Here is a 20,588-nt window from a genome sequence, read left to right as displayed (position 1 = left end):
TCGCGTTCGCGTCAGCCCTTGCCGGAGCGCCGCTGCACGCGCGGCGGGGTCACGCCGTCCGCCAGGCGACGGGTGACCAGCAGGAACGCCGTGTGCCCGACCATCCGGTGCTCCGGGCGCACGGCCATGCCCACCACGTGCCACGGGCGCAGCAAGGTCTCCCAGACCTGGGGTTCGGTCCAGTTCTGCTGCTCGCGGATGGCCTCGGTGATCCGCGACAGCTGGGTCGTGGTGGCCACGTACACGATCAGCACACCGCCCGGGCGCAGCTTCTCCTGGACCTTCTCCAGCACGTCCCAGGGCGCCAGCATGTCCAGCACGATGCGGTCCACCGGCTCGCCGTCGTAGTCGGCGACGTCGCCGAGGTTGAGCGAGTAGTTCTCCGGGACCTCGCCGAAGAAGCGCTGCACGTTGCGCTCGGCGTGCTCGCGGTGGTCCTCGCGGATCTCGTAGGAGGTCACGCTGCCCTCGGAACCGACAGCGCGCAGCAGCGAGCAGCTCAGCGCGCCCGAGCCCGCGCCCGCCTCGAGCACGCGCATCCCGGGGCCGATGTCGCCCCACATCAGGATCTGCGCGGCGTCCTTGGGGTAGATGACCTGCGCGCCGCGCGGCATGGACAGCACGTAGTCGGACAGCAGGGGGCGCAGCGCCAGGAAGGAGGTACCTCCGGTGCTGGTCACGATCGACCCCTCGGGACTGCCGATCAGGTCGTCGTGCGCGAGCGCGCCGCGGTGCGTGTGGTATTCCCCGCCCGTTTGCAGCACGATCGTGTACTTGCGCCCTTTGGGGTCGGTCAACTGGACCCGATCTTCGGGCTGGAACTCACCGCTGACGGTGCTGCTCAACTGCTGCCTACTTTCTCCACGATCACCTCACGCGCGCGACACGCACGGCGGTCCATAGTCCCAGATGGACGGCGCTGCTCCGGCGTCGGGCGCGGTAGCCCGGCGCGCAAAAGCAGGTGGCGCGGAGTCCGTACCGGCTGCTCCGGGTTCGGCTCCCCGCACCACCGCGCGCACCGACTCCGCTCAGAACGCGGCCGAGCCGCACGCGGTGCGGCGGGGTTCTCGGAGATCGCCGGGCGAGGACGGCCGCAGCGCCGCGCACGTCGCGGATCCCGCAGCCCGGCGGCGTCCGAGGTTCCGCCCCCGGCACCGCCACGACGACCCCGGACCGAAGCATCTCCTCAAGCGCGGCGGGAGCGCAGAGCTGCGCGCAGGTCCTCGCGCCGCAGCACGCCGCTGGGCCTGCCCTCCTCGTCGATGACCAGGAACTGCCAGGCCAGCACGGACTGCACGCGCTCGATGATGGCCTCCGGCGATTCGACGTCCAGCAGGATCGTGTCCGGGTCGACCGGTTCGGCGGCGCGCTCGGCGGGTTCGTTCGGCGCTCGGGTGGACAGCCGCTCGGCCGCGGTCTGGTCGAGCAAACCGACCGCGATCCCGTCGGCGCGCACCAGCACCACTCCCCGGCCCGCCGCGGCCACCAGCGCATCGCCCACCGGGCTCTCCGCGGGCAGCTGCAGCACCGGTTTGACCAGGTCGGCGAGCTTCACGCCGCTGGGCCACCGGCGACGCTGCTCGGCCTGGTGCTCGGAGACGGCACCGGCGATGACGAACCAGGCCATCAGCAGGCACACCCCGAGCCGCAACCACTGGTCCTGGGCTCCGGTGAACAGGCCCGCCATCGCGTAGCCGAGCAGGGCGACGGCGACCACACCGGCACCGGCCACACCGGCGGTGGTGCCCGCGACGCGCCGCCCGGTGATCCGCCACAGCAGCGCCCGCAGCATCCGGCCACCGTCCAGCGGCAGCCCGGGCAGCAGGTTGAACAGCCCGACCGCCAGGTTGGCCACGCAGGTCTGGGCCACCAGCAGCCAGATCGCCCCGTCCGGCACCAGGACGAACCAGGCGATGCCGGTCACCAGCGCGAGCAGCAGCGACACCGCGGGACCCGCCGCGGCGATCATGCCCTCCTGACCGGGTTTGGGCGGCGTTCGCGAGATCTCCGAGAGCCCGCCGAGCAGGAACAACCGGACCCTGCGCACCGGCAAGCCCAGCCGCAGCGCGACGATGCAGTGCCCGAGCTCGTGCAGCAGCACGGAGATGGCCAGCAGCACGGTGAACACCGCCGCCAGCACCGCCGATGCCCACACCCCGGTGCCGGGCAGGATGCGGCCGACCAGCGGCGTGTAGAGCAGCACGATCAGCGCGGCGCCGAGCCACCACGAGGTGGACAGCAGCACCGGCACCCCGGAGACGCGGAACAGCAGCAGGCCACCGTCGTTGCTCTTGGGCCGGGACGACGTGGAGGCGGCGGACGGCATGTGCGAAGAGTAATCCGCGCGGAGTAAGACGGCTGTAACCACGGGGCCGATCGGCTGTCGCCCTGCTCGTTTAGGGTCGGTGACCATGGCCGAGACCGCGCAGGAGCCCGCCACCACCGATGCAACGGCGCCCGGAGGCACCGCCAGGCGGCGGCCGGCGCTTTCACCGTCGCGCGCCGGTGATTTCAAGCAGTGCCCGCTGCTCTACCGGTTCCGCGCGGTGGACCGGCTGCCGGAGACCCCGACCAAGGCGCAGGTGCGCGGCACCGTGGTGCACTCGGTGCTGGAGCGCCTATACGAGCTGCCAGCGGGCGAGCGCGACCGGGATCGAGCCCAGCAGTTGCTGCGGCCCGCCTGGGACGACCTGCTGGCCGAGCAGCCCGAGCTGGGCGAGCTCTTCGACGGCCCGGACGACCCGGAGCTGACCAAGTGGCTGCAGACCGCGAGCGGCCTGGTCGATGCCTACTTCGAGATGGAGGACCCGCAGCGGCTGAACCCGGAGTCCTGCGAGCTGCGGGTGGAGGCCGAGCTGCCCTCCGGCGCGCTGCTGCGCGGGTTCATCGACCGGGTGGATGTCGCGCCCACCGGCGAGATCCGCCTGGTGGACTACAAGACCGGGTCCGCGCCGCGCGAGATCGGCGAGGCCAAGGCGATGTTCCAGATGAAGTTCTACGCCCTGGTGCTGTGGCGGCTGCGCGGCGAGGTGCCCCGCCAGCTGCTGCTGATGTACCTGGCGAACAAGCAGAAGCTCGCCTACACCCCAGACGAGCAGGAACTGCTCCGGTTCGAGCGCACCCTGGACGCGATCTGGCAGGCGATCCTGCGCGCGGGCAAGACCGGGGACTTCCGGCCGAACCCGTCGAAGCTCTGCGACTGGTGCGATCACAAGGCGCTGTGCCCGTCCTTCGGCGGCACTCCCCCGCCCTACCCGGGCTGGCCGGAAGACCCCGGCACCAACGAGGAATCGCTCCTCGACCGCACGGACTGAAAGTCCCGGCCCGCGCCGGAACGAGCGTCAGGCAAGCACCGCAGGTGCTTTCTCTTCACCCCACCTGAGCAACTCGCCCCGCCGCGGATTCTCAGACGTCGTCTGGCGAGGACAGCCGCAGCGCCGCGCTTGGACATGCTCAAGTCGCGGATCCCGGAGCCAGAAGACGTCTGAGGTTCCGCTCCCGGCACCGCCACGTCGAACGACCACAGATCAATCCCGGTGCGTGATCAATCCCCGTACGCGTCGAAGTTGGCGGCCGTGCCGTACTCACCCGCCTGCGTCGGGTCGATGACCGCGAAGCGCGCGCCGGTCGGGTCCCGCAGCACGGCCATCCGGCCCATGCTGGAGTCGTAGGGATTCACCCGGACCCTGCCGCCGTTGGCGATGGCGCGGTGCACCAGCTCGTCGGTGCCGAGCTCGGCCTCGACGCCGAGGTAGAGCAGCCAGTGCGGCTTGGTCGCCTCGGTGATGAACTCGCGGATCATGCTGACCCGGGCCAGCACCGAGTCCTCGCCCAGGTACCAGACCGAGTAGTCCGAGCGGTGCTCGGTGCCGAACTGCTGGGCGCCGTAGCCGAACAGCTCCCCGAAGAACACGTCCGCGGTCTGGGCCCTGATCGTCACCAGCTCGGCCCACATCAGCGTGCCCGGCAGCCCGACGTCGAACTCCCAGGTCTCCTCGGGTTCGAGCAGGCCGAACTCGGCATCGGAGGGCCCCATCAGGACCGCCTTGCGACCGACCTTGGGCACGTGGTTGACCGGCACGGTCAGCGTCGCGCCGTGGCTCTCCGCCTCGGCCACTGCCTGATCGCAGTCGGCGGTGGCCAGGTACAGCCGCCAGGCCGACTCCTCACCGGAGGCCGCGCGCAGGCTGGCGACCGGGTACCCCTCGCGGAGCGCGATCACGTGCTCGCCGGAGAGGGGATCGCTGTGCGTCTCGTACTGCCAGTCGAACAGGTTGGCGTAGAACTCCTTCGCCTGCTCGAGGTTTGTGGTGATCAACTCGATCCAGCAGGGCATTCCGGCGTAGAGCTGCCACTGCGGTGGTGTCTGCCCGGGAACTACGACGGCCATCGGCCACCCCCATCGGCTTGTTCAAGATCGTCTGGACCCAACATACTCGCGGGGTCCGACGACCGGGTGCAGCGTCGAACGAACGACGCGCCCATCCAGACCAGCGTCGCGCGCGCGGCTCGGGATGGACACGACAATGATCGCGCTTCGCCCGAATGGAGCAGCGGCTCAGGCGGTTCGGCGTCCGGGGGTGGCCGCCCGGGGCGTCAGAGCCGGCAGGCGCGGATGTCCGACGAGAGGATGGCCTTGGCGCCCACCGAGGCGAGCCGGTCCATGATCGCCGGCGCCGCCTTGCGGGAGACCATGGCGCGCACCGCGACCCAGCGCTCGTCGGCCAGCGGCGACATCGTCGGCGACTCCAGTCCGGGAGTCATCTTGGTGGCGTCGTCGAGCAGCTCGCGCGGGCAGTTGTAGTCCAGCATCACGTACTGCTGGGCGAACACCACGCCCTGCAGACGGGCGATGAGCTGGTCCTTCTCCTGCTGCTGGTCGGAATCGCGACGCTCGATGACAACGGCCTCGGACTGGCAGATCGGATCGCCGAAGGCCACCAGCCCGTGCTGGCGCAACGTCCGGCCGGAGCCGACCACGTCGGCGATCGCATCGGCGACGCCGAGCTGGATGGAGATCTCCACCGCGCCGTCCAGCCGGATGACCTCGGCGGTCACGCCGTGCCGGGCCAGGTCGTCGCCGACCAGCCGCGGGTAGGAGGTGGCGATCCGCTTGCCCTGCAGATCGGTGATCTTCCAGTCGCCCGGCTGCCCGGGGGCGGCGTAGCGGAAGGTCGACCCGCCGAAGCCCATGGACAGCACCTCGTCGACCGGGGCACCGGAATCCAGCGCCAGGTCACGGCCGGTCAGGCCGAGGTCGAGCTCGCCGGAGCCGACGTAGATGGAGATGTCCTTGGGGCGCAGGAAGAAGAACTCGACGTCGTTGGTGGTGTCGAGAACGGTGAGATCCCGCTGCTCATGGCGCTGCCGGTACCCGGCTTCCGCGAGCATCTCGGATGCGGGACCGGCCAGCGTGCCCTTGTTGGGCACCGCGACACGCAGCATGGGAACCAATTCTCCTTCTCGGTTTCACTCGTGATGAGCGGCTACAGGTAGCGGTAGACGTCCTCGGGGGACAGTCCACGCCCCAGCATGATGACCTGCAGCCGGTACAACAGCTGCGAGATCTCCTCGGCGAGTTCCTCGTCGCCCTCGTGCTCGGCGGCCAGCCACACCTCGCCTGCTTCCTCCAGGACCTTCTTGCCCTGGGCGTGCACTCCCGCATCGAGCGCGGCCACCGTCGAGGAGCCCTCGGGGCGGGTCTTGGCGCGTTCCTGCAGCTCGGCGAACAACTCGTCGAAGGTCTTCACAGCCCTCGATCCTTGCATCCCGCTCCGGCCGCCTCGCAGCGGACCCGCCGCTAGTGCGGGCGGGATCACGACCGGTCGTCACCGGAAACCGGTGGTGGACTCCAGCAGCGCGCCGATCGTGTCCTTGATCATCGACAGCGCGGCGCCGCGCGGGCTGGAACGTCCCCCGGAGAGGACGATCTCGCCGGCCTCGCCGCAGTCGTAGCGCACCGCCTTGTCCGGCCCGCGCAGCGCGGCTAGCGCCCCGTCGGCGGCCCGCAGGCGCACCCGCACCACACCGGGCTCGTCCCGGTCGGCGCTGGCGATATGTCGCAGTCGCCCGCCCTCGGGGACCGCCGGGAGCGGTTCGGCGATGGGCTCGCCCTCGAACCTGGTCGTAGCCGGGTCCCATCCCCACAGCAGAGCGGCCAGCAGCCGGAACTTGGTCGCCGCGTCGGTCCCGGAGAGGTCGGCGGTCGGGTCGGCCTCGGCGATGCCGCTGCGCTGCGCCTGCGCGATCGCGCTCGGCAGGTCCGCGCCCTCGGCGAGCCGGTCGAGCACGAAGGTGGAGGTGCCGTTGAGGCAGCCGGAGACCGACCGGACGTCGAAACCGCGCAGCACCGAGCGGGCCAGATCCCCCGCGGGCATCGCGGCGCCGGTGGCCGCGGAGATGCGCACCGAGGAACCGGTGGCGGCCGCGGCGAGCTCGGTCCAGTGCGCGAGCAGGTGCGACTTGGTGGCGGTGACCAGGTGCGCGCCGTGCCGCAGAGCGGTGAGCGCCTCGTCGGCGGCCCTCGGGTCGCCGTCGGAGGGCACGGCCTGGGCGAAGACCTCGGCGCCGGTGCGTTCCAACAGCCCGGCGAGGTCGGTGAGCGGACCTTCCTCCCGGCCGATGCGCTCTCGCTCGCGGCCGCGCGCCGCCACGACCCGCAGGTCCAGGCCGTGGTCCGCGCGCCACTGCTCGCCGCGTTCGGCGATCAGCTCGGTGAACTGCCTGCCGACCGGGCCGCGGCCGGCCAGCACGATCGGAACGGTTCTCACGCGGCCTCGGTGAACAGATCGCCCAGCGCGGCGAGGTCCACCTCGGTCAGCGCTCCGTAGAGCGTGCGGTGCGGGCCGGCGTCCAAGGCGACCTCGCACGGGATGGCGATCACCGCGCAACCGGCGGCCTCCGCGGCCGCGACGCCGGTCGGCGAGTCCTCGAACGCCACGCATTCGGCGGGGTCGACGCCGAGCAGGCGGGCGGCCTTGAGGTAGGGCTCCGGGTCGGGCTTGTTGCGGCCGTCGACCTCGTCCCCGCAGACGGTGACCTCGAAGTTGTCCCGGCCGATGGTCTCCAGCGCCCGCTCGGTCAGCGATCGGATCGTGGAGGTCACCAGCGCCGTTCGCAGTCCGAGCGCCTTCGCCTCGCGCAACGCCTCGGCCGCGCCCGGCCGCCACGGCAGCCCCTCGGCGAACAGCTCGGTCATCCGGCCCGCGACCCACTGCGCGGCGGCGGCGACGTCGGCGTCCCCGTCGGGCAGGCCGAGATCGGTCAGCAGCAGCCGCATGCTGCGGCTCATGTTGGAACCGACCATCAGCTCCCGGGTCGGCTCGGACAGCGCCCCGCCTCGATGCGCCGCGTAGTCGTCCAGCGCGATGGTCCAGAGCTTCTCGGAGTCCACGAGCGTGCCATCCATGTCGAACAACACCGCAGCGGGAACCTTCTGACCAGCATCGCGGACCACGCAGAACTCTCCGTTCCAACTCAGGGCACGTACCGGTCCAGTACACACGACCGCACACCCCAACCCCACCCAAAGTGTTCAACACCTCGCCCACCAACCCCGATTTCCCTGGAATTCGGGGTGCGGAATTCCCTGGAAATCGGGGGTGCGTTTTGGAGGGTTTTCGGGGAGTTCACTCGATTAGATGACTTCTTGGTGTTGGAGGTAGCGGAACATGGCGATGCCCGGCAGGACCGGCAGCCAGTAGGTGAGGAAGCGGGACAGCAGGACCGCGGTGATCGCCGCCGTCGCCGGGATGCCCATCGCGCCCAGACCGGCGAGCAGGACCGCTTCGACCGCGCCGAGCCCGCCCGGGGACGGCACCAGGTGCCCGAGGGTGTTGCCGACGACGAACACGATGGTCACCCCGACCCAGGAGAAGTTCGGGTGGATCGCCGCCAGCGAGGCGGCCAGACCGAGCCCGGAGATGACCAGGTACCCCAGCGCGCCGCCGAACAGCTGCAGGGCGCGCACCGGGTGCCGCAGCGTTTCCAGGAGCTCACCGCTGACCTCGATCATCTGCGGGAGCAACCGCCTGCGGCCGAACGGCGAGACCAGCACCCCGGCCACCACCAGCACCACCACGGCCCCACCGATGAGCAGCGGTCGTCCCGGCACCGAGAGCTGGTCGAACGTCCCGGTGAGACCGACGGCGAACACCCCGATCACCGCCACCACGAACGCCACCGCACCCGTGCCGGCCTGGTTGAGCAGCGTCACGCCCACGGCCAGCGGACGACGCAGCCCGAGCCGTTCCAGGTACACGACGTTGAGCCCGAAGAAACCCGCACCGCCGGGCGTGGTCCGGCCGGTGAACGCCGCCGCGACCTGCACCTGCAGCGTCCGCCAGAACGGGATCGGGGTCCGGCTGGAACCCTGCACCGAGATCGACGACAGCAGTACGGCCACGAAGCCGGTGACCACCGCGACCGCGAGCCAGCCCAAGTGCGCGTGCCGCAGCGCGCCCGCGACCTCGCGGGTGTCGGAGAGCTCGGGAAGCAGCAGGTAGACGGCCGCGCCGATGAGCACCAGCCCGATCACCGTGCTCACCCGCACCGGCGACCGGAAACCGGGAATCGGCAGGCTGAGCCGGTCGGCGAGGGTCTCGCGCAGATCGGCGAGGAAGTAGCGGTCCAGCTCGGCCTGCTTGCGGACCCGGCGCGGCAACGCCAGCGGCACCACGTTGCTCAACGCCCCTGCCAGCGCCTCCACCGGCAACGAGCGGATCGCGCTGGTCACCGCCCGCTGGACCCCGACGACGGCGGCCACCGACACCAACGCCTCGGCGAGGTCCTGCGCGCAGCGCGCCTCGTCGGCACCAGGATGGCTGAAGGTGAACGACAGCAACCAGGGCTGGTTGCCCTCGTCGACCAGGATGTTCTTGGCGCGCAGGTCGTGATGCGCGATCCGCGCGGCGGCCAGCCTGCCGACCTGCTGCCAGATCCCGGCCAGCAGCTCGTCGTCGACCTCCCCGGGCGCGAGCTCGTTGAGCCGTCGTCCGCTGACCTCCTGCACCACCAGCAGCGCGGGTGCGTACTGCACGTCGCAGGCCAGCACCACCGGAGGGGTGCGCACCCCGGCTCGCGCGGCCAGCAGGGCGGCGTAGGCCTCGTGCTCGACCTCGTGGTGCGGGCTGGACAGCCGCGGCTCGTCGCGCACGTCCAGCACCATCAGCAGCCGCTTGAGCTTGTACCAGGGTCCGGCGCGGCGGCTGAGCCTGCGCACCACCTTCGCGCGCAGCCGCGGGCCGTCGACGGTGTCCACGGCGAACTCGCGCGGCTGCAACAGCCGATGCCGGAGCGCGGTGATCGACACCGGCGCGAGCCCGGCCTGCTCCAGCTCGTCGAAGATCAGCACGTCCGAGACCCGTCGTCCCGGCGCGCCCCACACCAGGTGCGAGAGCAGCCCCACGCCCCAGCCCAGCAACGCCCCGCCGACCGCACCCAGCGGCAGGTCCATGCCCAGGTGCACCACGGCCACCCCGACCAGCAGCGTGAGCGCCCACCCGAAGTAGCGCCCGGCCGAGCCCAGGTAGGGCGCGGCCACCACGGCCAGCACCGTGACCAGTGCCACCTCCTCGGCGGGAAACCCCGCCGTGCCGATCAGCTGGTGCATCAGCTGGGCGAGCACCCAGGTCACCGCACCGGAGCCACCGCACAGCAGCGCCACCCGGATCCACCCGAAGTAGGACGCCACCACGACGACCCCGACGATCCCGGCCCAGGAGCCGAGCCAGGTCAGCGCCACCCAGAGCGGATCGGTGACCCGCGGGATCGCCGCGAGCTGCTGCGAGACGGCCAGCTCGACGGGGTTCGCGGGCACCAGCACCAGCAGCGCGCCCAGCACCAGCAACCCGCCGACCAACGCGAGCTTCCCCAGGTCGCGAGGATGCCTGCCGATCGACAGCCGCAATCGCGAACGCGGGGAGATACCGGATCCCGCATTCGGCACAGACCGGGTGTGATCCACAGGCATCCAACTCCGCGGCAGCTCGTCGGCACAAGCCTCTGGCCAACGCACGGACCCGTCAACCGGAGCGCCCGGTCGAGCCGCGGTCGGTCACCGCACAAAAAAGCCCTCGCCGAAGCGAGGGCCTGGAGCAGACGGGGTCACTGCCCGAGCTTGCCGTCCTTGATCGCCTGGATGAAGCTGGCGAACACCTCGGGCTTGGCACTGAGGATCGGGGATTCGTCACCGAGCTTGGAGTCCCGGATCAGGGCCGCATCAGGGACGTTGGTGGCGACCTCCACGCACTGACCGCCTCCGTTGCTACGGCTGCTCTTGCGCCACTCGGGTTGCGTGCTCACGGTGTTACTCCTTGTTCAGGATTTCAATCGACGCTCGGGGGTCGAGCCCCGTCGCGCGAAGGTGTTCGACCGCTAGGCGGTAGCGGCTGACCTCAGGCGCGTCTTCCAAGTACAGCGCTGATGTCAGGGTCTCTACGTACACCACCGGGTCAAGAGCGTCGAACTCCAGCATCGTGAACGACGTCCCCTGCGCAACGTGCGCGCCTGCCCCGAAGGGAAGCACCTGAACCGTAATGTTCGGCCGCCGAGCCATTGCGGCGATGTGATCGAGCTGACGCTCCATCACCTCTGAACTGCCGACACGACGACGCAACGCGGCTTCGTCAATGATCGCCCAGAGCGTCAGCCCTGACTCTTCCAGACGGGATTGCCTCTCAAGCCGAAGCTCCTTTCGCCGAGCCACGGTTTCCTGCTCCAGGCCGGGCTCCCACGCTTCGATGACCGCTTTCGCATACTCCCCGGTCTGCAACAGACCGGGGATCAGGTCGATCTCGTAATTGGTAATCGAAGACGCTTCGGTCTCCAGCTCCACGTAGTCAGCGAAGAAATCCGACAGAGCATCCTCGTAGCTACGCCACCACCCGCGCTTGCGCGAGTTTCGGGCGAGCTGAACCAGCTTCTCCGTGGTGACGTCATCGGCCTTGTAGAGGCCACAGAGCATCCGCACGTCCGGCACGGATACGCCCATCTGGGCTGTTTCGACGCGCGAAAGCTTGTATCTGGACCAGTCGGTTTCTTCAAGGACGGTTTCCAGGTCAACACCGCTGCTCTCGCGCAGTGTGCGCAGCTTGCTTCCAAGCCAGAGCTTCCGGATACCTGGCCTCGCCGGCTTCGACACGTCGACAGCGTACGGCATCCCCCATGTTCGGCTGATCGTGTGATCTCTACAAGCTTTCCGATCTGCAATGTTGCAGTCTTGCACCAGTTCATGGTCACCTGAGTCACACCAAACGGACCTATTCGGGGGCGCCATGTACGGAGACCTGACCTGGACGGACGCACGCGGGATCAAGCACATCGTCGATACCGAAGCGAACAGCGACCCGCGAGACCCGCTGGTGACGATGTGCCGCATCGGGGTCGCGGCGCAGCCCGGCGAGGTTCGGCGGGCCGACTGCTGGGACTGCGTCCTCGCCGTCGCCGGGATGCTGGGGAGCTCGGAGCTGCTGGAGGGGTCCCGTGTCGGCATCTGACGAGCGCACGGCCGTGCACCGCCACTTCTGGCGACCGGCCGGGGACACCATCCGCCACGCGTTTCGCGGCCGCCGCTGGGAGCACGAAGAACGCGCCACGTCGGTCTGCGGCCGGGACGTCGCGCTCGGCGCCGCGACCGAGTACGACTGGATCGTCGCACCGACCTGCCCGGTCTGTTACCGCATCTTGAAGGACGAGTGCTGATGGATGCGCCGTGGACGGACCCCGGAGGAGTGGTCCACATCCGCGACGCAGGCACCGGCAAAACCTTGTGCAGCAAAGATGCCGCTCTGGCCTCCGCTGCTCGCCCCACCGAGTCGTGTGATCGCTGCGTCCGGACCTCGGTCCAGAACTTCAGCAGGCGCCTCGCGGAGGAGGCCTGCGGCCGACCGCGCGGTGGGACGACGCACCAGCCAGGAGATCACCCCTCCTGACCGAGGCGAGCGGACGATGCCACAGCGCCAGGCCCAGCCCGGTCGCACCGGCACCAGCGCTGCGGCCAGAGACGTGCTCCCTCCCGGATCATCAGCCGGGAGGGAGCACGTCGGCCGCCTCACCGCCGACGATCATCCTGCCGCCGAACGGACAGCCCGACGGGCTTCCCGGCGGCACTGCCCGGCGGGCTGCGACACGCCCGGCCCCACCCTTGCCGAGCCGTGTGCGCGGTCCGACGATCTTCAAGATGGGACGTCTGGTGTTGACGTCAGCTATAGGTCGTAGGCTGACGCAGTGACCGATCGCGACGACGAACACACCACCGAACAACCGCGCGCCGACCTGTCTCGGTTGACCGACCCGATCGTGGTCAGCGCGTTCGAGGGATGGAACGACGCCGGGGACGCCGCCAGCTCCGCGATCGAGCACCTGCAGCTCATCTGGGACGCGGAGCCGCTCAGCGAGATCGACCCGGACCCGTACTACGACTTCCAGGTCACACGTCCGACGGTCAAGCTCGTCGACGGCATCACGCGTCAGGTCACCTGGCCCACCACGCGGCTTTCCGTGTGCCGTCCGCCGGGTGTCGAGCACGACGTCGTTCTGGTGCACGGCATCGAGCCGAACATGCGCTGGCGGTCGTTCAGCAGCGAGCTGGTCGAGCAGCTGGACAAGATCGGGGCGACCACGGTGGTCACCCTGGGCGCCCTGCTGGCGGACTCACCGCACACCCGCCCGGTGCCGGTCAGCGGCACGGCCTACGACGCCGCGGCCGCCGAGCGCTACGGCCTGGAACGCACCCGCTACGAGGGGCCGACCGGCATCGTCGGCGTCTTCCAGGACGCCTGCGTGCAAGCCGGGATCCCGGCGATCTCGTTCTGGGCGGCCGTTCCGCACTACGTGTCCCAGCCGCCCTCGCCGAAGGCGACGCTGGCGCTGCTGCACCGCGTCGAGGAGGCCCTGGACGTCGAGGTGCCGCTGGGCAACCTCCCGGACCAGGCCGAGGAGTGGGAGCAGACGGTCAGCGAGATGGCCGAGGAGGACGAGGACGTGCGCAACTACGTCCGCGCCCTCGAGGAGCGCGGCGACGCCGAGGTGCGCCTGACCGAGGCCAGCGGCGACGCCATCGCAGCGGAGTTCGAGCGCTACCTGCGCAGGCGAGGCCCCGGTGGCAAGGGCCCGCTGGGCCCCGGCCCGGGCTGACGGCCATCTAACCGAGAAGCGGGACGCCGGTGATCGACCGGCGTCCCGCTTCTTCGATCGGCTACTCCGCCGCTTCGGCGCACTCCGCGATGTAGGCCTGCGCGGCCTGCTCGTCGAGGAACCAGGTGGTCAGGTCCTCGGGGTTGGCGAACCCGTCGGCGAAGCGCTCGCCCACGGCGGGGAACCGCATCCCCGCGCCGAAGATCTCCAGCACGTGCGGGGGCGGCGGCTGCAGCGCCGCGTTGGTCCACATGCTCACGTGCCGGGCGAATTCCCAGTAGCGGTCGAAGGTCCGCTGCATCCAGTCCCAGTCGAACACCCCGCCGCCGTGCGCCAGGATGCTTTCCAGGCAGGTCTGCGCGGCGTGGCAGGCGGCGTTCGCGCCCTGACCGGTCACCGGGTCGTTGACCACCACGGCATCGCCCATGCCCAGCACCAAGCGGCCGGACGGAAGCTGTCCGACCGGGCGGCTGACCGCGGGGGTGAGCTCGCCGGCCAGGGTGCCGCCCTCGTCGGTGAGCTCGGCGTCGGCGAAGCGGTCGTGCTCCCACGGCGCGTGCTCGCGCAGCACGCCGAGCATCCGCTCCCACTGCGTCCGCGGGTCCGGCCGGTCGCCGAAGGCGTCCAGCGGGCCGCCGGGAACGCCTTCCAGCAGCAGGATCTCGCAGCCGCCGCTGCGGGTGTAGCCGGGGTAGCTGATGATCTCGCCGCGGCCGGCGAGCGCGTTGAACCGCGCCGCATCGGCGTCCGGGCCGCCGGTGCGGGCGCCGTGCACGTAGGCGACCGAAAGCGCGCGCTGCGGCTGCGCGTAGGGCGAGCGGTCATCATCGCGCTCGAAGAGGCGGCCGAGCTCTCCCTTGCCCGCGGCGACGACGACCAGGTCGTGGTCGAAGGCCAGGTCGTCCAGTTCGGACACCGTGAGCTCGCGGTACTCGACCTTGCCGCCGCGCTCGACGAACAGCTCCAGCCAGGCGGCCATTTTCACCCGCTGGTCGATCGCCAGCGCGTAGTCCTTCAGCGGCGCCTGCCAGTCGATCGGGCGGTTGCCCTCCGGGTCCGCGACCGACACGCGCAGCCCGGTGATCCGCGGCGCCTGCTCGTCCCACAGCGAAAGCCCGTGCCGCCGCTCGATGTCCAGGGCGCGGTAGTACATGGATTGGGTGGACATCACGCGCCCGCCCCGGATCTCCTCCGGTGTGCGCGCCGAGACCAGCGTGACCTCGTACTGCTCGGCCTGCAGCGTCAACGCCAACTGCAGTCCGGACTGGCCCGCTCCGACGATCAGTACCTTGCGCATGCTCTCCCCCGACCACGCTTCGCACGAATCCCGGCTGCGGCTGCACCGGCACCGTCAGGTAGCTCCGCGTAGCCGCCGGAGTGGATCAAACCAGACGACGACGGCGAAGTCCATGTGATCGTCTGCAGGGTTCTCCACCCGCGATCCGGTTGACATCGGGCGTCTGACTTGCCGATATCTCCTCGCCCCAGCCGGAACCACCACCCGCGCGAAAAGTGTGACCGGGCAGCCGCGAACGGCCGCCCGGTCACCCATTGTTGATCTTGGTGCGCACGCTACAACTCCACGCCGAGCAGCGCGTCGACCGCGGCGCGGACCGTGCCCGGCGCCTCGCCGTCGGAGCCGCCCGCGGTGAGCGCCTCGTCCGCCCACGCGTCGATCGCGCGCAGCGCGCTGGCGGTGTCGAGGTCATCGGAGAGGCGCTCGCGCAGCGCGGCCACCGCATCCGCCGCGTCCGGGCCGGCTTCCAGCGCGACGGCCTCGCGCCAGCGGGCCAGCCGAGCGGCGCCACCGGTGAGCGAGTCGGCGGTCCAGGACCGCTCCTCGCGGTAGTGGCCGTCCAGCAGCGCCAGGCGGATCGCCATCGGATCGACGCGGTCGCCGCGCAGCCGGGAGACGAACACCAGATTGCCCTTGGACTTGGACATCTTCTCGCCGTCCAGCCCGATCATGCCGGTGTGCACGTAGTGCTTGGCGAAGGGCTGCTCGCCGGTCATCGCCTCGGCGTGCGCGGCGCTGAACTCGTGGTGCGGGAAGATCAGGTCGGAGCCGCCGCCCTGCAGGTCGAAGCCGAGCCCGAGCTTGTTGTGCGCGATGACCGAGCACTCCAGGTGCCAGCCGGGGCGCCCGCTGCCGAGCTCGGACTCCCAGTACGGCTCGCCGGGCCGGGCCGCCCGCCACAGCAGCGCGTCCAGCGGGTGCTCCTTGCCGGGGCGGTCCGGGTCGCCGCCGCGCTCGGCGAAGAACTGGTTCATGGTCGCTTCGTCGTAGTTGGACTCGGAACCGAAGCGGCCGGTCGCGTTGTGCCGGAAGTAGATGTCCGGGTACTCGTCGTCGACCCGGTAAGCGGCGCCGGAGGCCAGCAGCTTGCCCACGGCCTCGATGATCTCCGGGATCGACTCGACCGCACCGATGAAGTCGGTCGGCGGGACGACCCGCAGGGCCTCCATGTCCTCGCGGAACAGGGCGGTCTCGCGCATCGCGAGCACGACCCAGTCCTCGTTGTCCCGCTCGGCGCGCTCCAGCAGGGGGTCGTCGATGTCGGTGACGTTCTGCACGTAGTGGACCTGGTGACCGTTGTCCTGCCACACCCGGTTGACGAGGTCGAAAGCCAGGTAGGTCGCGGCGTGGCCGAGGTGGGTGGCGTCGTACGGCGTGATCCCGCAGACGTACATTCGCGCGACCTCGCCGGGATCAGTGGGTTTGATCTCGCCTGCGGCGGTGTCGAAGAGACTCAGCGGACGCGCCGTTCCGGGCACCTTGGGGACGGATACCGATGACCAGGGTTGCATGCTTTCGACCTTAGACGTCCACCCCGAGGGCACGCCTCCACCCGCAGCATCGTGCGTATCACATGCTGGGATCGCGCGCAGCCCGAGCAGCCCGGTGACAGTTTTGCCTAAAACTGCAGGCCCCCGGCGCCCGAAATGTCCGGACAGTTTTGGGCAAAACTGTCACCTCCCGCACGGCGAGGTGAGGCCGACGGGCGACCGAGGACCTGCTCGACGGCCCCGTTCGGTGGACAACTCGTGCACCGACCCCGGCGATCGCGCGACCATGACGCGACGCGCTCCTCCAGCGAGGACGAATCGGCAGGCCACAGCGCTGGCGGAGCGGGCCACGAGGCGGAAGGCGGGTTCGCATCATGGTGCGCAGCGGATCCAGGAGACCGACCGCGCTCCTCGCGGCGCTGGCCGCGCTGGTGCTGCTGGCGGCCGGTTGCGGCGGGCAGAACGCGCCGGACCGGCACATCAAGATCGGCTACATCGCCTGGGACGAGGACGTCGCCGTGACCTACCTGGTCAAGCACCTGCTGGAGGAGCGCGGATACCGGGTGGACCTCACCGAGCTCAAGATCGAACAGGTCTACGCCGGTCTGGCCAAGGGGAACCCGGACCTGTTCCTCGACGCGTGGCTGCCTTCCACGCACGCCGAATACTGGAACCGCTACGGCTCGCAGCTGGAGGACCTCGGCACCTGGTACGAGCAGGGGACGCTGCACATCGCGGTGCCCAACTACCTCACCGGCATCGACTCGATCGCCGACCTCAAGGGCAAGGCGGGCATGTTCGGCGGCGAGATCACCGGCATCGACGAAGGCGCCGGCTTGAGCCGCGCCACCGAGGAGGCCATCACCGCCTACGGGCTGCGGGACGAGTACCGGCTGAAGAACTCGTCGACCACCACCATGCTCGCCGAGCTGCAGAAGGCCACCGATGCGCGGCGACCGATCGCGGTGACGCTCTGGCACCCGCATTGGGCCTACGCGCGCTACCCGATCAAGGACCTGCGAGATCCCCGCGGCGCGATGGGCGGAGCCGAGCAGCTGCACGCCGTGGGCCGCGCGGGCTTCGGGCAGGACCACCCGGAGGTCGCCAGGATGCTGGAGGACTTCCAGCTCACCGACCGGCAGATCACCTCGCTGGAGAACGAGATCAACAACGCGCGCCGCGACCGCGAGCAGCAGGCCGCGCAGAAGTGGGCCGAGGCCCACCCGGAGGTCGCCGAAACCTTCGGCGGCGAGTGATCACCTGCTGCGCTTGCTGCGCAGGTAGTCGCCGACCACCGCCGCACCGAGGCCATCCTCGCCGGGCGCCAGCACCCGGCCGCCACCGCGCCTGGCCACGATGTCCACGAAGGCGGCCAGGCTCGGATCGTCGCCGAGCATGAACACGCTCAGCGTCGTGCCCAGCCGGCGCAGCGCGTCCACTTCGGACAACGTGACCGACAGCGCGTGCTCACTCGGCGGGTACTCGAAAACCGCTTCGCCATCGGGTTCCAGGTGCGCGGTCGGCTCGCCGTCGGTGATCACCAGCACCACCGGCTGGGCGTCCGGGTGCCTGCGCAGGTGGCGACCGGCCAGCAGCAGCGCGTGATGCAGGTTGGTCCCCTGTTCCCACGCCCCTTCCATCGCCGCGAGTTCGCCGACCTCCACGGTGCTCGCCTGGCGGCCGAAGGTCACCAGTTGCAGCGCGTCCGAGCGGAACCGGGTCGACACCAGGTGGTGCAGGGCCAGCGCGGTGCGCTTCATCGGAACCCAGCGACCGTCCTGGACCATCGACCAGGAGGTGTCCACGCAGAGCACGACCGCCGCGCGGGAGCGCTGCTCGGTCTCGGCCACCTCCAGGTCGGCGACGTCGAGCATCCGGGAGTTCTCGCCCTCCGCCGCGCGGCGCAGCACCGAGTTGCGCACCGTTCGGACCGCGTCCCACGGCTCGGCGTCACCGTAGGCCCAAGGCCGGCTGGTGCCGGTGAGCTCGCCCGCCGCGCCCGCGCGATCGGTGTCCCGCTCGCCGCGCCGGGACTTGAGCTGCGAGACCACCGAACGCAGCGCGGTTTCGCCCAACCTGCGCATGGCGCGCGGGCTCAGCTGCAAGCCGCCGTCGGGGGCACGCCGCAGCAGGCCCTGCTGGCGGAGCTCGCGTTCGATCTCGGCCAGCCGCCGGGCGTCGACCACGGCCTGCTCGCCGAGCTGACGCTCCAGGGCCTCCAGGTCGATGTCATCCAGGCCCGCACCGGGGTAGGACTGGCCCAGCTGCTCGGCCAGCCGGTCCATCTCGCCGAGTTCGGCCATCGCGGCCGTCGCCTCGGCCATCCCCATCGGCTGATCACCGCGGAAGCGCGCCTGTCCGGACCAGTCCTCACCCGGGCGCAGTCCCTGCAGCTGCCGGTCGATGCCCTGCAACGCCCGCGCGATGCGCGGATCGCCGAAGGCCTGCTCGGACAACGACATCAGCTCGTCGCGCTGCTGCTCGCTCATCGAGTTCAGCATCCGCTGCGCCGCGGCCGAGCGAGCGGCCAGCGCGTCGATGAGCTCGTCGACGTCGCGCGGGTTCTCCGGGAAGAACTCGCCGTGCTCGGCCATGAACTCGTGGAACCGCTCCGGGACGTCGGCGTCGCCGCGGGCGTGCGCGGCCAGCAGGTTGGACAGGTCGTCGAGCATCTTGCGGACGCGCTCGACGTCCTCGCCGGTGACCTCCTGCATGGCCTGCTTCATGCCCTGGAAGCGCTGTTCGAGGACCTCCTCGCCCAGCATCTGCTGGAGTTCCTCGAAGGCCTCCCTCGCCTCGGGAGACCGCCAGTCGTAGCTCGCCAGCTCGTTGACCTGACCGGCCACGTCCGGGGGCAGCGCTTCGAGCTGGAGCTCGCGGAAGCGCGCGTCCTCGCCCGTGTCCGCCGACAGGGCGAGGCGTTCCTGCTCCAGCGCGCGGTCCAGCAGCCTGCGCGCCTCGGAGAGGGTGCCGTCGAGCCGGTGACGGCGCTGGAGCTCGCTGCGCCGCTGCCAGAGCCTGCGGGTCAGTTCGTCCAGGCCCGCCGCGTCGCGGGTGCCGGTGCGCAGCAGCTCCTCCAGAGCCGAACGCGGCGAAGCGCCCTCCATGACGTCGCGGCCGATCTGGTCCAGGGCCTCGCGCAGGTCGATCGGCGGCTGCAGCGGGTCGGGCCCGCCGCGCCACCTGTCGTACCGGTAGCGGGAACTCATCAGCTGTACACCGACCGGTCGTCCTCCGCGTCCTTGCTCAGCCGCTTGGCCAGGTACAACGACTCCAGCGCGAGCTCCACGGCGCTGGCGATGCGACCCGGCGAGTCCTCCGGGTGCACCCCGGTGCGCTCGGCGACCCGGTGCAGCACCGGCAGCTCGGGCAGGGCGGTGAGCACGTCCCGGCCGCTTACCTGCTCCCCGGTGGCCACCGGGTGCCCGTCGACCACGGCCTCGCCCAGCTCCGCGAGATCCAGCCCGGCGAACAGGACCCGGGCGGTGTCGGCGACCGAGCGGCGCAGCAGGTAGTCCAGCAGTTCCTCCTCGCGGCCCTCCTCACCGGCCTCGAACTCGATCTTGCCGCGCAGCACGGCCGGCACCGCCTCCAGATCCACCGGCCGGGCCACCGCCGGGTCCTCACCGGTGATCGCCGCGCGGTGCAGCGCCGCGGCGGCGACGGTCTCGGCGGCGGCCACGGCGAACCGCGCCGACACGCCGGAGCGCTGGTCGACGGCGCCGGACTCGCGCAGGTGCCGCACGAACCGGGCGAGCACCTCGAGCAGGTGATCGCCGACGTCGGCGGGCAGCTCGGCCTCCTGCCGCACCAACGCGACCTCGTCGGCGATCTCGTGCGGGTAGTGGGTGCGGACCTCGGCGCCGAAGCGGTCCTTGAGCGGGGTGATGATCCGGCCGCGGTTGGTGTAGTCCTCCGGGTTCGCGGTGGCCACCAGCAGCACGTCCAGCGGCAGCCGCAGGCTGTAGCCGCGGATCTGGATATCGCGCTCCTCCATCACGTTGAGCAGCGCGACCTGGATGCGCTCGGCGAGGTCGGGCAGCTCGTTGATGGTCACGATGCCGCGGTGCGCGCGGGGAACGAGTCCGTAGTGGATGGTCTCCGGGTCGCCCAGCGAGCGGCCTTCCGCGACCTTGACCGGATCGACGTCGCCGACCAGATCGCCGACCGAGGTGTCCGGTGTGGCCAGCTTCTCCACGTAGCGCTCGCTGCGGTGGCGCCATTCGACCGGCAGCTCGTCGCCGAGTTCGGCGGCGCGGCGGCGCGAGACGGGAGTGATCGGCTCCAGCGGGTGTTCGCCCAGCTCGGAACCGGCGATGACCGGGGTCCACTCGTCCAGCAGCTCGCCCAGGGCGCGCAGCAGACGGGTCTTGCCCTGACCTCGTTCGCCCAGCAGCACCACGTCGTGCCCGGCGAGCAGCGCGCGTTCCAGCTGCGGCAGCACGGTCCGGTCGAATCCGACGATGCCGGGCCAGCGAGTCCGTCCGGAGCGCAGCGAGTCCAGCAGGTTCGCGCGCATTTCGTCCTTCACGCCGCGCGGCCGGTGGCCGGCCGCGCGCAGTTCCCCGGCCGTGCGGGGCAGACCTTCGGGGGGATTCGGGATCGTCACGACCTCGACGCTACGCGCGCTGAAACGTGAACGCCGCCACTGCCGAAGGCATTTCGCA

At 70.6% G+C, this 20,588-nt stretch carries 19 protein-coding genes; 5 read left to right on the top strand and 14 right to left on the bottom strand.

The annotated features are described in order from the left end of the window. Window positions 1-11: 11 nt before the first annotated feature. Window positions 12-845, bottom strand: a complete 834-nt coding sequence (locus ABD289_RS21265) for a tRNA (adenine-N1)-methyltransferase (protein ID WP_344135793.1) — start codon at window positions 843-845, stop codon at window positions 12-14. Window positions 846-1,186: 341 nt separating this feature from the next. Then, on the bottom strand, window positions 1,187-2,326 hold the full coding sequence (locus tag ABD289_RS21260; RefSeq protein WP_344135790.1) for a site-2 protease family protein: 1,140 nt from the start codon (window positions 2,324-2,326) through the stop codon (window positions 1,187-1,189). A gap of 85 nt (window positions 2,327-2,411) precedes the next feature. Here ABD289_RS21260 and ABD289_RS21255 point away from each other — a divergent pair, with 85 nt between their 5' ends. Further along, on the top strand, window positions 2,412-3,314 hold the full coding sequence (locus ABD289_RS21255; protein ID WP_344135787.1) for a RecB family exonuclease: 903 nt from the start codon (window positions 2,412-2,414) through the stop codon (window positions 3,312-3,314). A gap of 230 nt (window positions 3,315-3,544) precedes the next feature. On the opposite strand, the gene ABD289_RS21250 is transcribed toward ABD289_RS21255, so the two are convergent. From ABD289_RS21250 to ABD289_RS21215, 8 genes are all read right to left on the bottom strand, one after another. Next, window positions 3,545-4,390: a VOC family protein gene (locus ABD289_RS21250; protein ID WP_344135784.1), complete on the bottom strand. Its 846-nt coding sequence runs from the start codon at window positions 4,388-4,390 to the stop codon at window positions 3,545-3,547. A 206-nt stretch (window positions 4,391-4,596) separates the two neighbouring features. Next, window positions 4,597-5,445 (bottom strand): ATP phosphoribosyltransferase, encoded by an 849-nt coding sequence (hisG, locus tag ABD289_RS21245; RefSeq protein ID WP_344135781.1) that lies wholly within the window; start codon window positions 5,443-5,445, stop codon window positions 4,597-4,599. 41 nt (window positions 5,446-5,486) lie between these two features. Next, window positions 5,487-5,750 (bottom strand): phosphoribosyl-ATP diphosphatase, encoded by a 264-nt coding sequence (locus ABD289_RS21240; protein ID WP_344135778.1) that lies wholly within the window; start codon window positions 5,748-5,750, stop codon window positions 5,487-5,489. A 78-nt stretch (window positions 5,751-5,828) separates the two neighbouring features. After that, the gene (locus ABD289_RS21235; RefSeq protein ID WP_344135775.1) at window positions 5,829-6,770 is read right to left on the bottom strand and encodes a homoserine dehydrogenase; all 942 of its coding nucleotides are present in this window, start codon (window positions 6,768-6,770) and stop codon (window positions 5,829-5,831) included. After that, window positions 6,767-7,456, bottom strand: coding sequence for an HAD family hydrolase (locus ABD289_RS21230; protein WP_344135772.1), 690 nt, complete (start codon window positions 7,454-7,456; stop codon window positions 6,767-6,769). The genes ABD289_RS21235 and ABD289_RS21230 overlap by 4 nt, the downstream gene beginning before the upstream one ends. A 180-nt stretch (window positions 7,457-7,636) precedes the next feature. Continuing rightward, the gene (locus ABD289_RS21225; RefSeq protein WP_344135769.1) at window positions 7,637-9,907 is read right to left on the bottom strand and encodes a lysylphosphatidylglycerol synthase domain-containing protein; all 2,271 of its coding nucleotides are present in this window, start codon (window positions 9,905-9,907) and stop codon (window positions 7,637-7,639) included. Window positions 9,908-10,104: 197 nt separating this feature from the next. Next, entirely contained in the window at window positions 10,105-10,302 is a 198-nt protein-coding gene (locus ABD289_RS21220) for a DUF397 domain-containing protein (RefSeq protein ID WP_344135766.1), read from the bottom strand. Window positions 10,303-10,306: 4 nt separating this feature from the next. Next, complete coding sequence (locus ABD289_RS21215; protein ID WP_344135763.1) at window positions 10,307-11,140, bottom strand: helix-turn-helix domain-containing protein; 834 nt, start codon at window positions 11,138-11,140, stop codon at window positions 10,307-10,309. 133 nt (window positions 11,141-11,273) lie between these two features. Here ABD289_RS21215 and ABD289_RS21210 point away from each other — a divergent pair, with 133 nt between their 5' ends. The 3 genes from ABD289_RS21210 to ABD289_RS21200 all read left to right on the top strand — a co-directional run bounded on the left by ABD289_RS21210 (window position 11,274) and on the right by ABD289_RS21200 (window position 13,134). Continuing rightward, window positions 11,274-11,495 (top strand): hypothetical protein, encoded by a 222-nt coding sequence (locus ABD289_RS21210; protein WP_344135758.1) that lies wholly within the window; start codon window positions 11,274-11,276, stop codon window positions 11,493-11,495. After that, window positions 11,482-11,700: a hypothetical protein gene (locus ABD289_RS21205; protein ID WP_344135755.1), complete on the top strand. Its 219-nt coding sequence runs from the start codon at window positions 11,482-11,484 to the stop codon at window positions 11,698-11,700. Before ABD289_RS21210 ends, ABD289_RS21205 begins: the two co-directional genes overlap by 14 nt. A 525-nt stretch (window positions 11,701-12,225) precedes the next feature. Continuing rightward, entirely contained in the window at window positions 12,226-13,134 is a 909-nt protein-coding gene (locus tag ABD289_RS21200) for a PAC2 family protein (RefSeq protein ID WP_425564757.1), read from the top strand. A gap of 61 nt (window positions 13,135-13,195) precedes the next feature. Here ABD289_RS21200 and ABD289_RS21195 read toward each other — a convergent pair whose 3' ends face one another. Together ABD289_RS21195 and mshC are read right to left on the bottom strand one after the other, a co-directional pair. Beyond that, window positions 13,196-14,431 (bottom strand): styrene monooxygenase/indole monooxygenase family protein, encoded by a 1,236-nt coding sequence (locus ABD289_RS21195; protein WP_344135752.1) that lies wholly within the window; start codon window positions 14,429-14,431, stop codon window positions 13,196-13,198. A gap of 275 nt (window positions 14,432-14,706) precedes the next feature. Then, window positions 14,707-15,942, bottom strand: coding sequence for a cysteine--1-D-myo-inosityl 2-amino-2-deoxy-alpha-D-glucopyranoside ligase (mshC, locus tag ABD289_RS21190; RefSeq protein ID WP_344135749.1), 1,236 nt, complete (start codon window positions 15,940-15,942; stop codon window positions 14,707-14,709). Between the two features lie 353 nt (window positions 15,943-16,295). Between mshC and ABD289_RS21185 the strand changes: the two genes are divergently transcribed. After that, window positions 16,296-17,177, top strand: coding sequence for a glycine betaine ABC transporter substrate-binding protein (locus tag ABD289_RS21185; RefSeq protein WP_344135746.1), 882 nt, complete (start codon window positions 16,296-16,298; stop codon window positions 17,175-17,177). On the opposite strand, the gene ABD289_RS21180 is transcribed toward ABD289_RS21185, so the two are convergent. Together ABD289_RS21180 and ABD289_RS21175 are read right to left on the bottom strand one after the other, a co-directional pair. Next, window positions 17,178-19,130, bottom strand: a complete 1,953-nt coding sequence (locus ABD289_RS21180) for a VWA domain-containing protein (RefSeq protein ID WP_344135743.1) — start codon at window positions 19,128-19,130, stop codon at window positions 17,178-17,180. Next, on the bottom strand, window positions 19,130-20,530 hold the full coding sequence (locus tag ABD289_RS21175; RefSeq protein WP_425564756.1) for an ATP-binding protein: 1,401 nt from the start codon (window positions 20,528-20,530) through the stop codon (window positions 19,130-19,132). Before ABD289_RS21175 ends, ABD289_RS21180 begins: the two co-directional genes overlap by 1 nt. Window positions 20,531-20,588 lie beyond the last annotated feature (58 nt).

It is taken from the genome of Saccharopolyspora halophila, assembly GCF_039531955.1.
Classification (GTDB): domain Bacteria; phylum Actinomycetota; class Actinomycetes; order Mycobacteriales; family Pseudonocardiaceae; genus Saccharopolyspora; species Saccharopolyspora halophila.
The sequence above is the reverse complement of the archived record's forward strand: the minus strand, read 5'-3'. Positions and strand labels throughout refer to the sequence as shown.

Excerpts from the sequence above, each read along its gene's own strand:
- ABD289_RS21250 (WP_344135784.1), bottom strand. The coding sequence starts at position 4,390 with ATGGCCGTCGTAGTTCCCGGGCAGACACCACCGCAGTGGCAGCTCTAC.
- mshC (WP_344135749.1), bottom strand. The coding sequence starts at position 15,942 with ATGCAACCCTGGTCATCGGTATCCGTCCCCAAGGTGCCCGGAACGGCG.
- ABD289_RS21180 (WP_344135743.1), bottom strand. The coding sequence starts at position 19,130 with ATGAGTTCCCGCTACCGGTACGACAGGTGGCGCGGCGGGCCCGACCCG.
- ABD289_RS21255 (WP_344135787.1), top strand. The coding sequence starts at position 2,412 with ATGGCCGAGACCGCGCAGGAGCCCGCCACCACCGATGCAACGGCGCCC.
- ABD289_RS21195 (WP_344135752.1), bottom strand. The coding sequence starts at position 14,431 with ATGCGCAAGGTACTGATCGTCGGAGCGGGCCAGTCCGGACTGCAGTTG.
- ABD289_RS21260 (WP_344135790.1), bottom strand. The coding sequence starts at position 2,326 with ATGCCGTCCGCCGCCTCCACGTCGTCCCGGCCCAAGAGCAACGACGGT.
- hisG (WP_344135781.1), bottom strand. The coding sequence starts at position 5,445 with ATGCTGCGTGTCGCGGTGCCCAACAAGGGCACGCTGGCCGGTCCCGCA.
- ABD289_RS21210 (WP_344135758.1), top strand. The coding sequence starts at position 11,274 with ATGTACGGAGACCTGACCTGGACGGACGCACGCGGGATCAAGCACATC.
- ABD289_RS21185 (WP_344135746.1), top strand. The coding sequence starts at position 16,296 with ATGGTGCGCAGCGGATCCAGGAGACCGACCGCGCTCCTCGCGGCGCTG.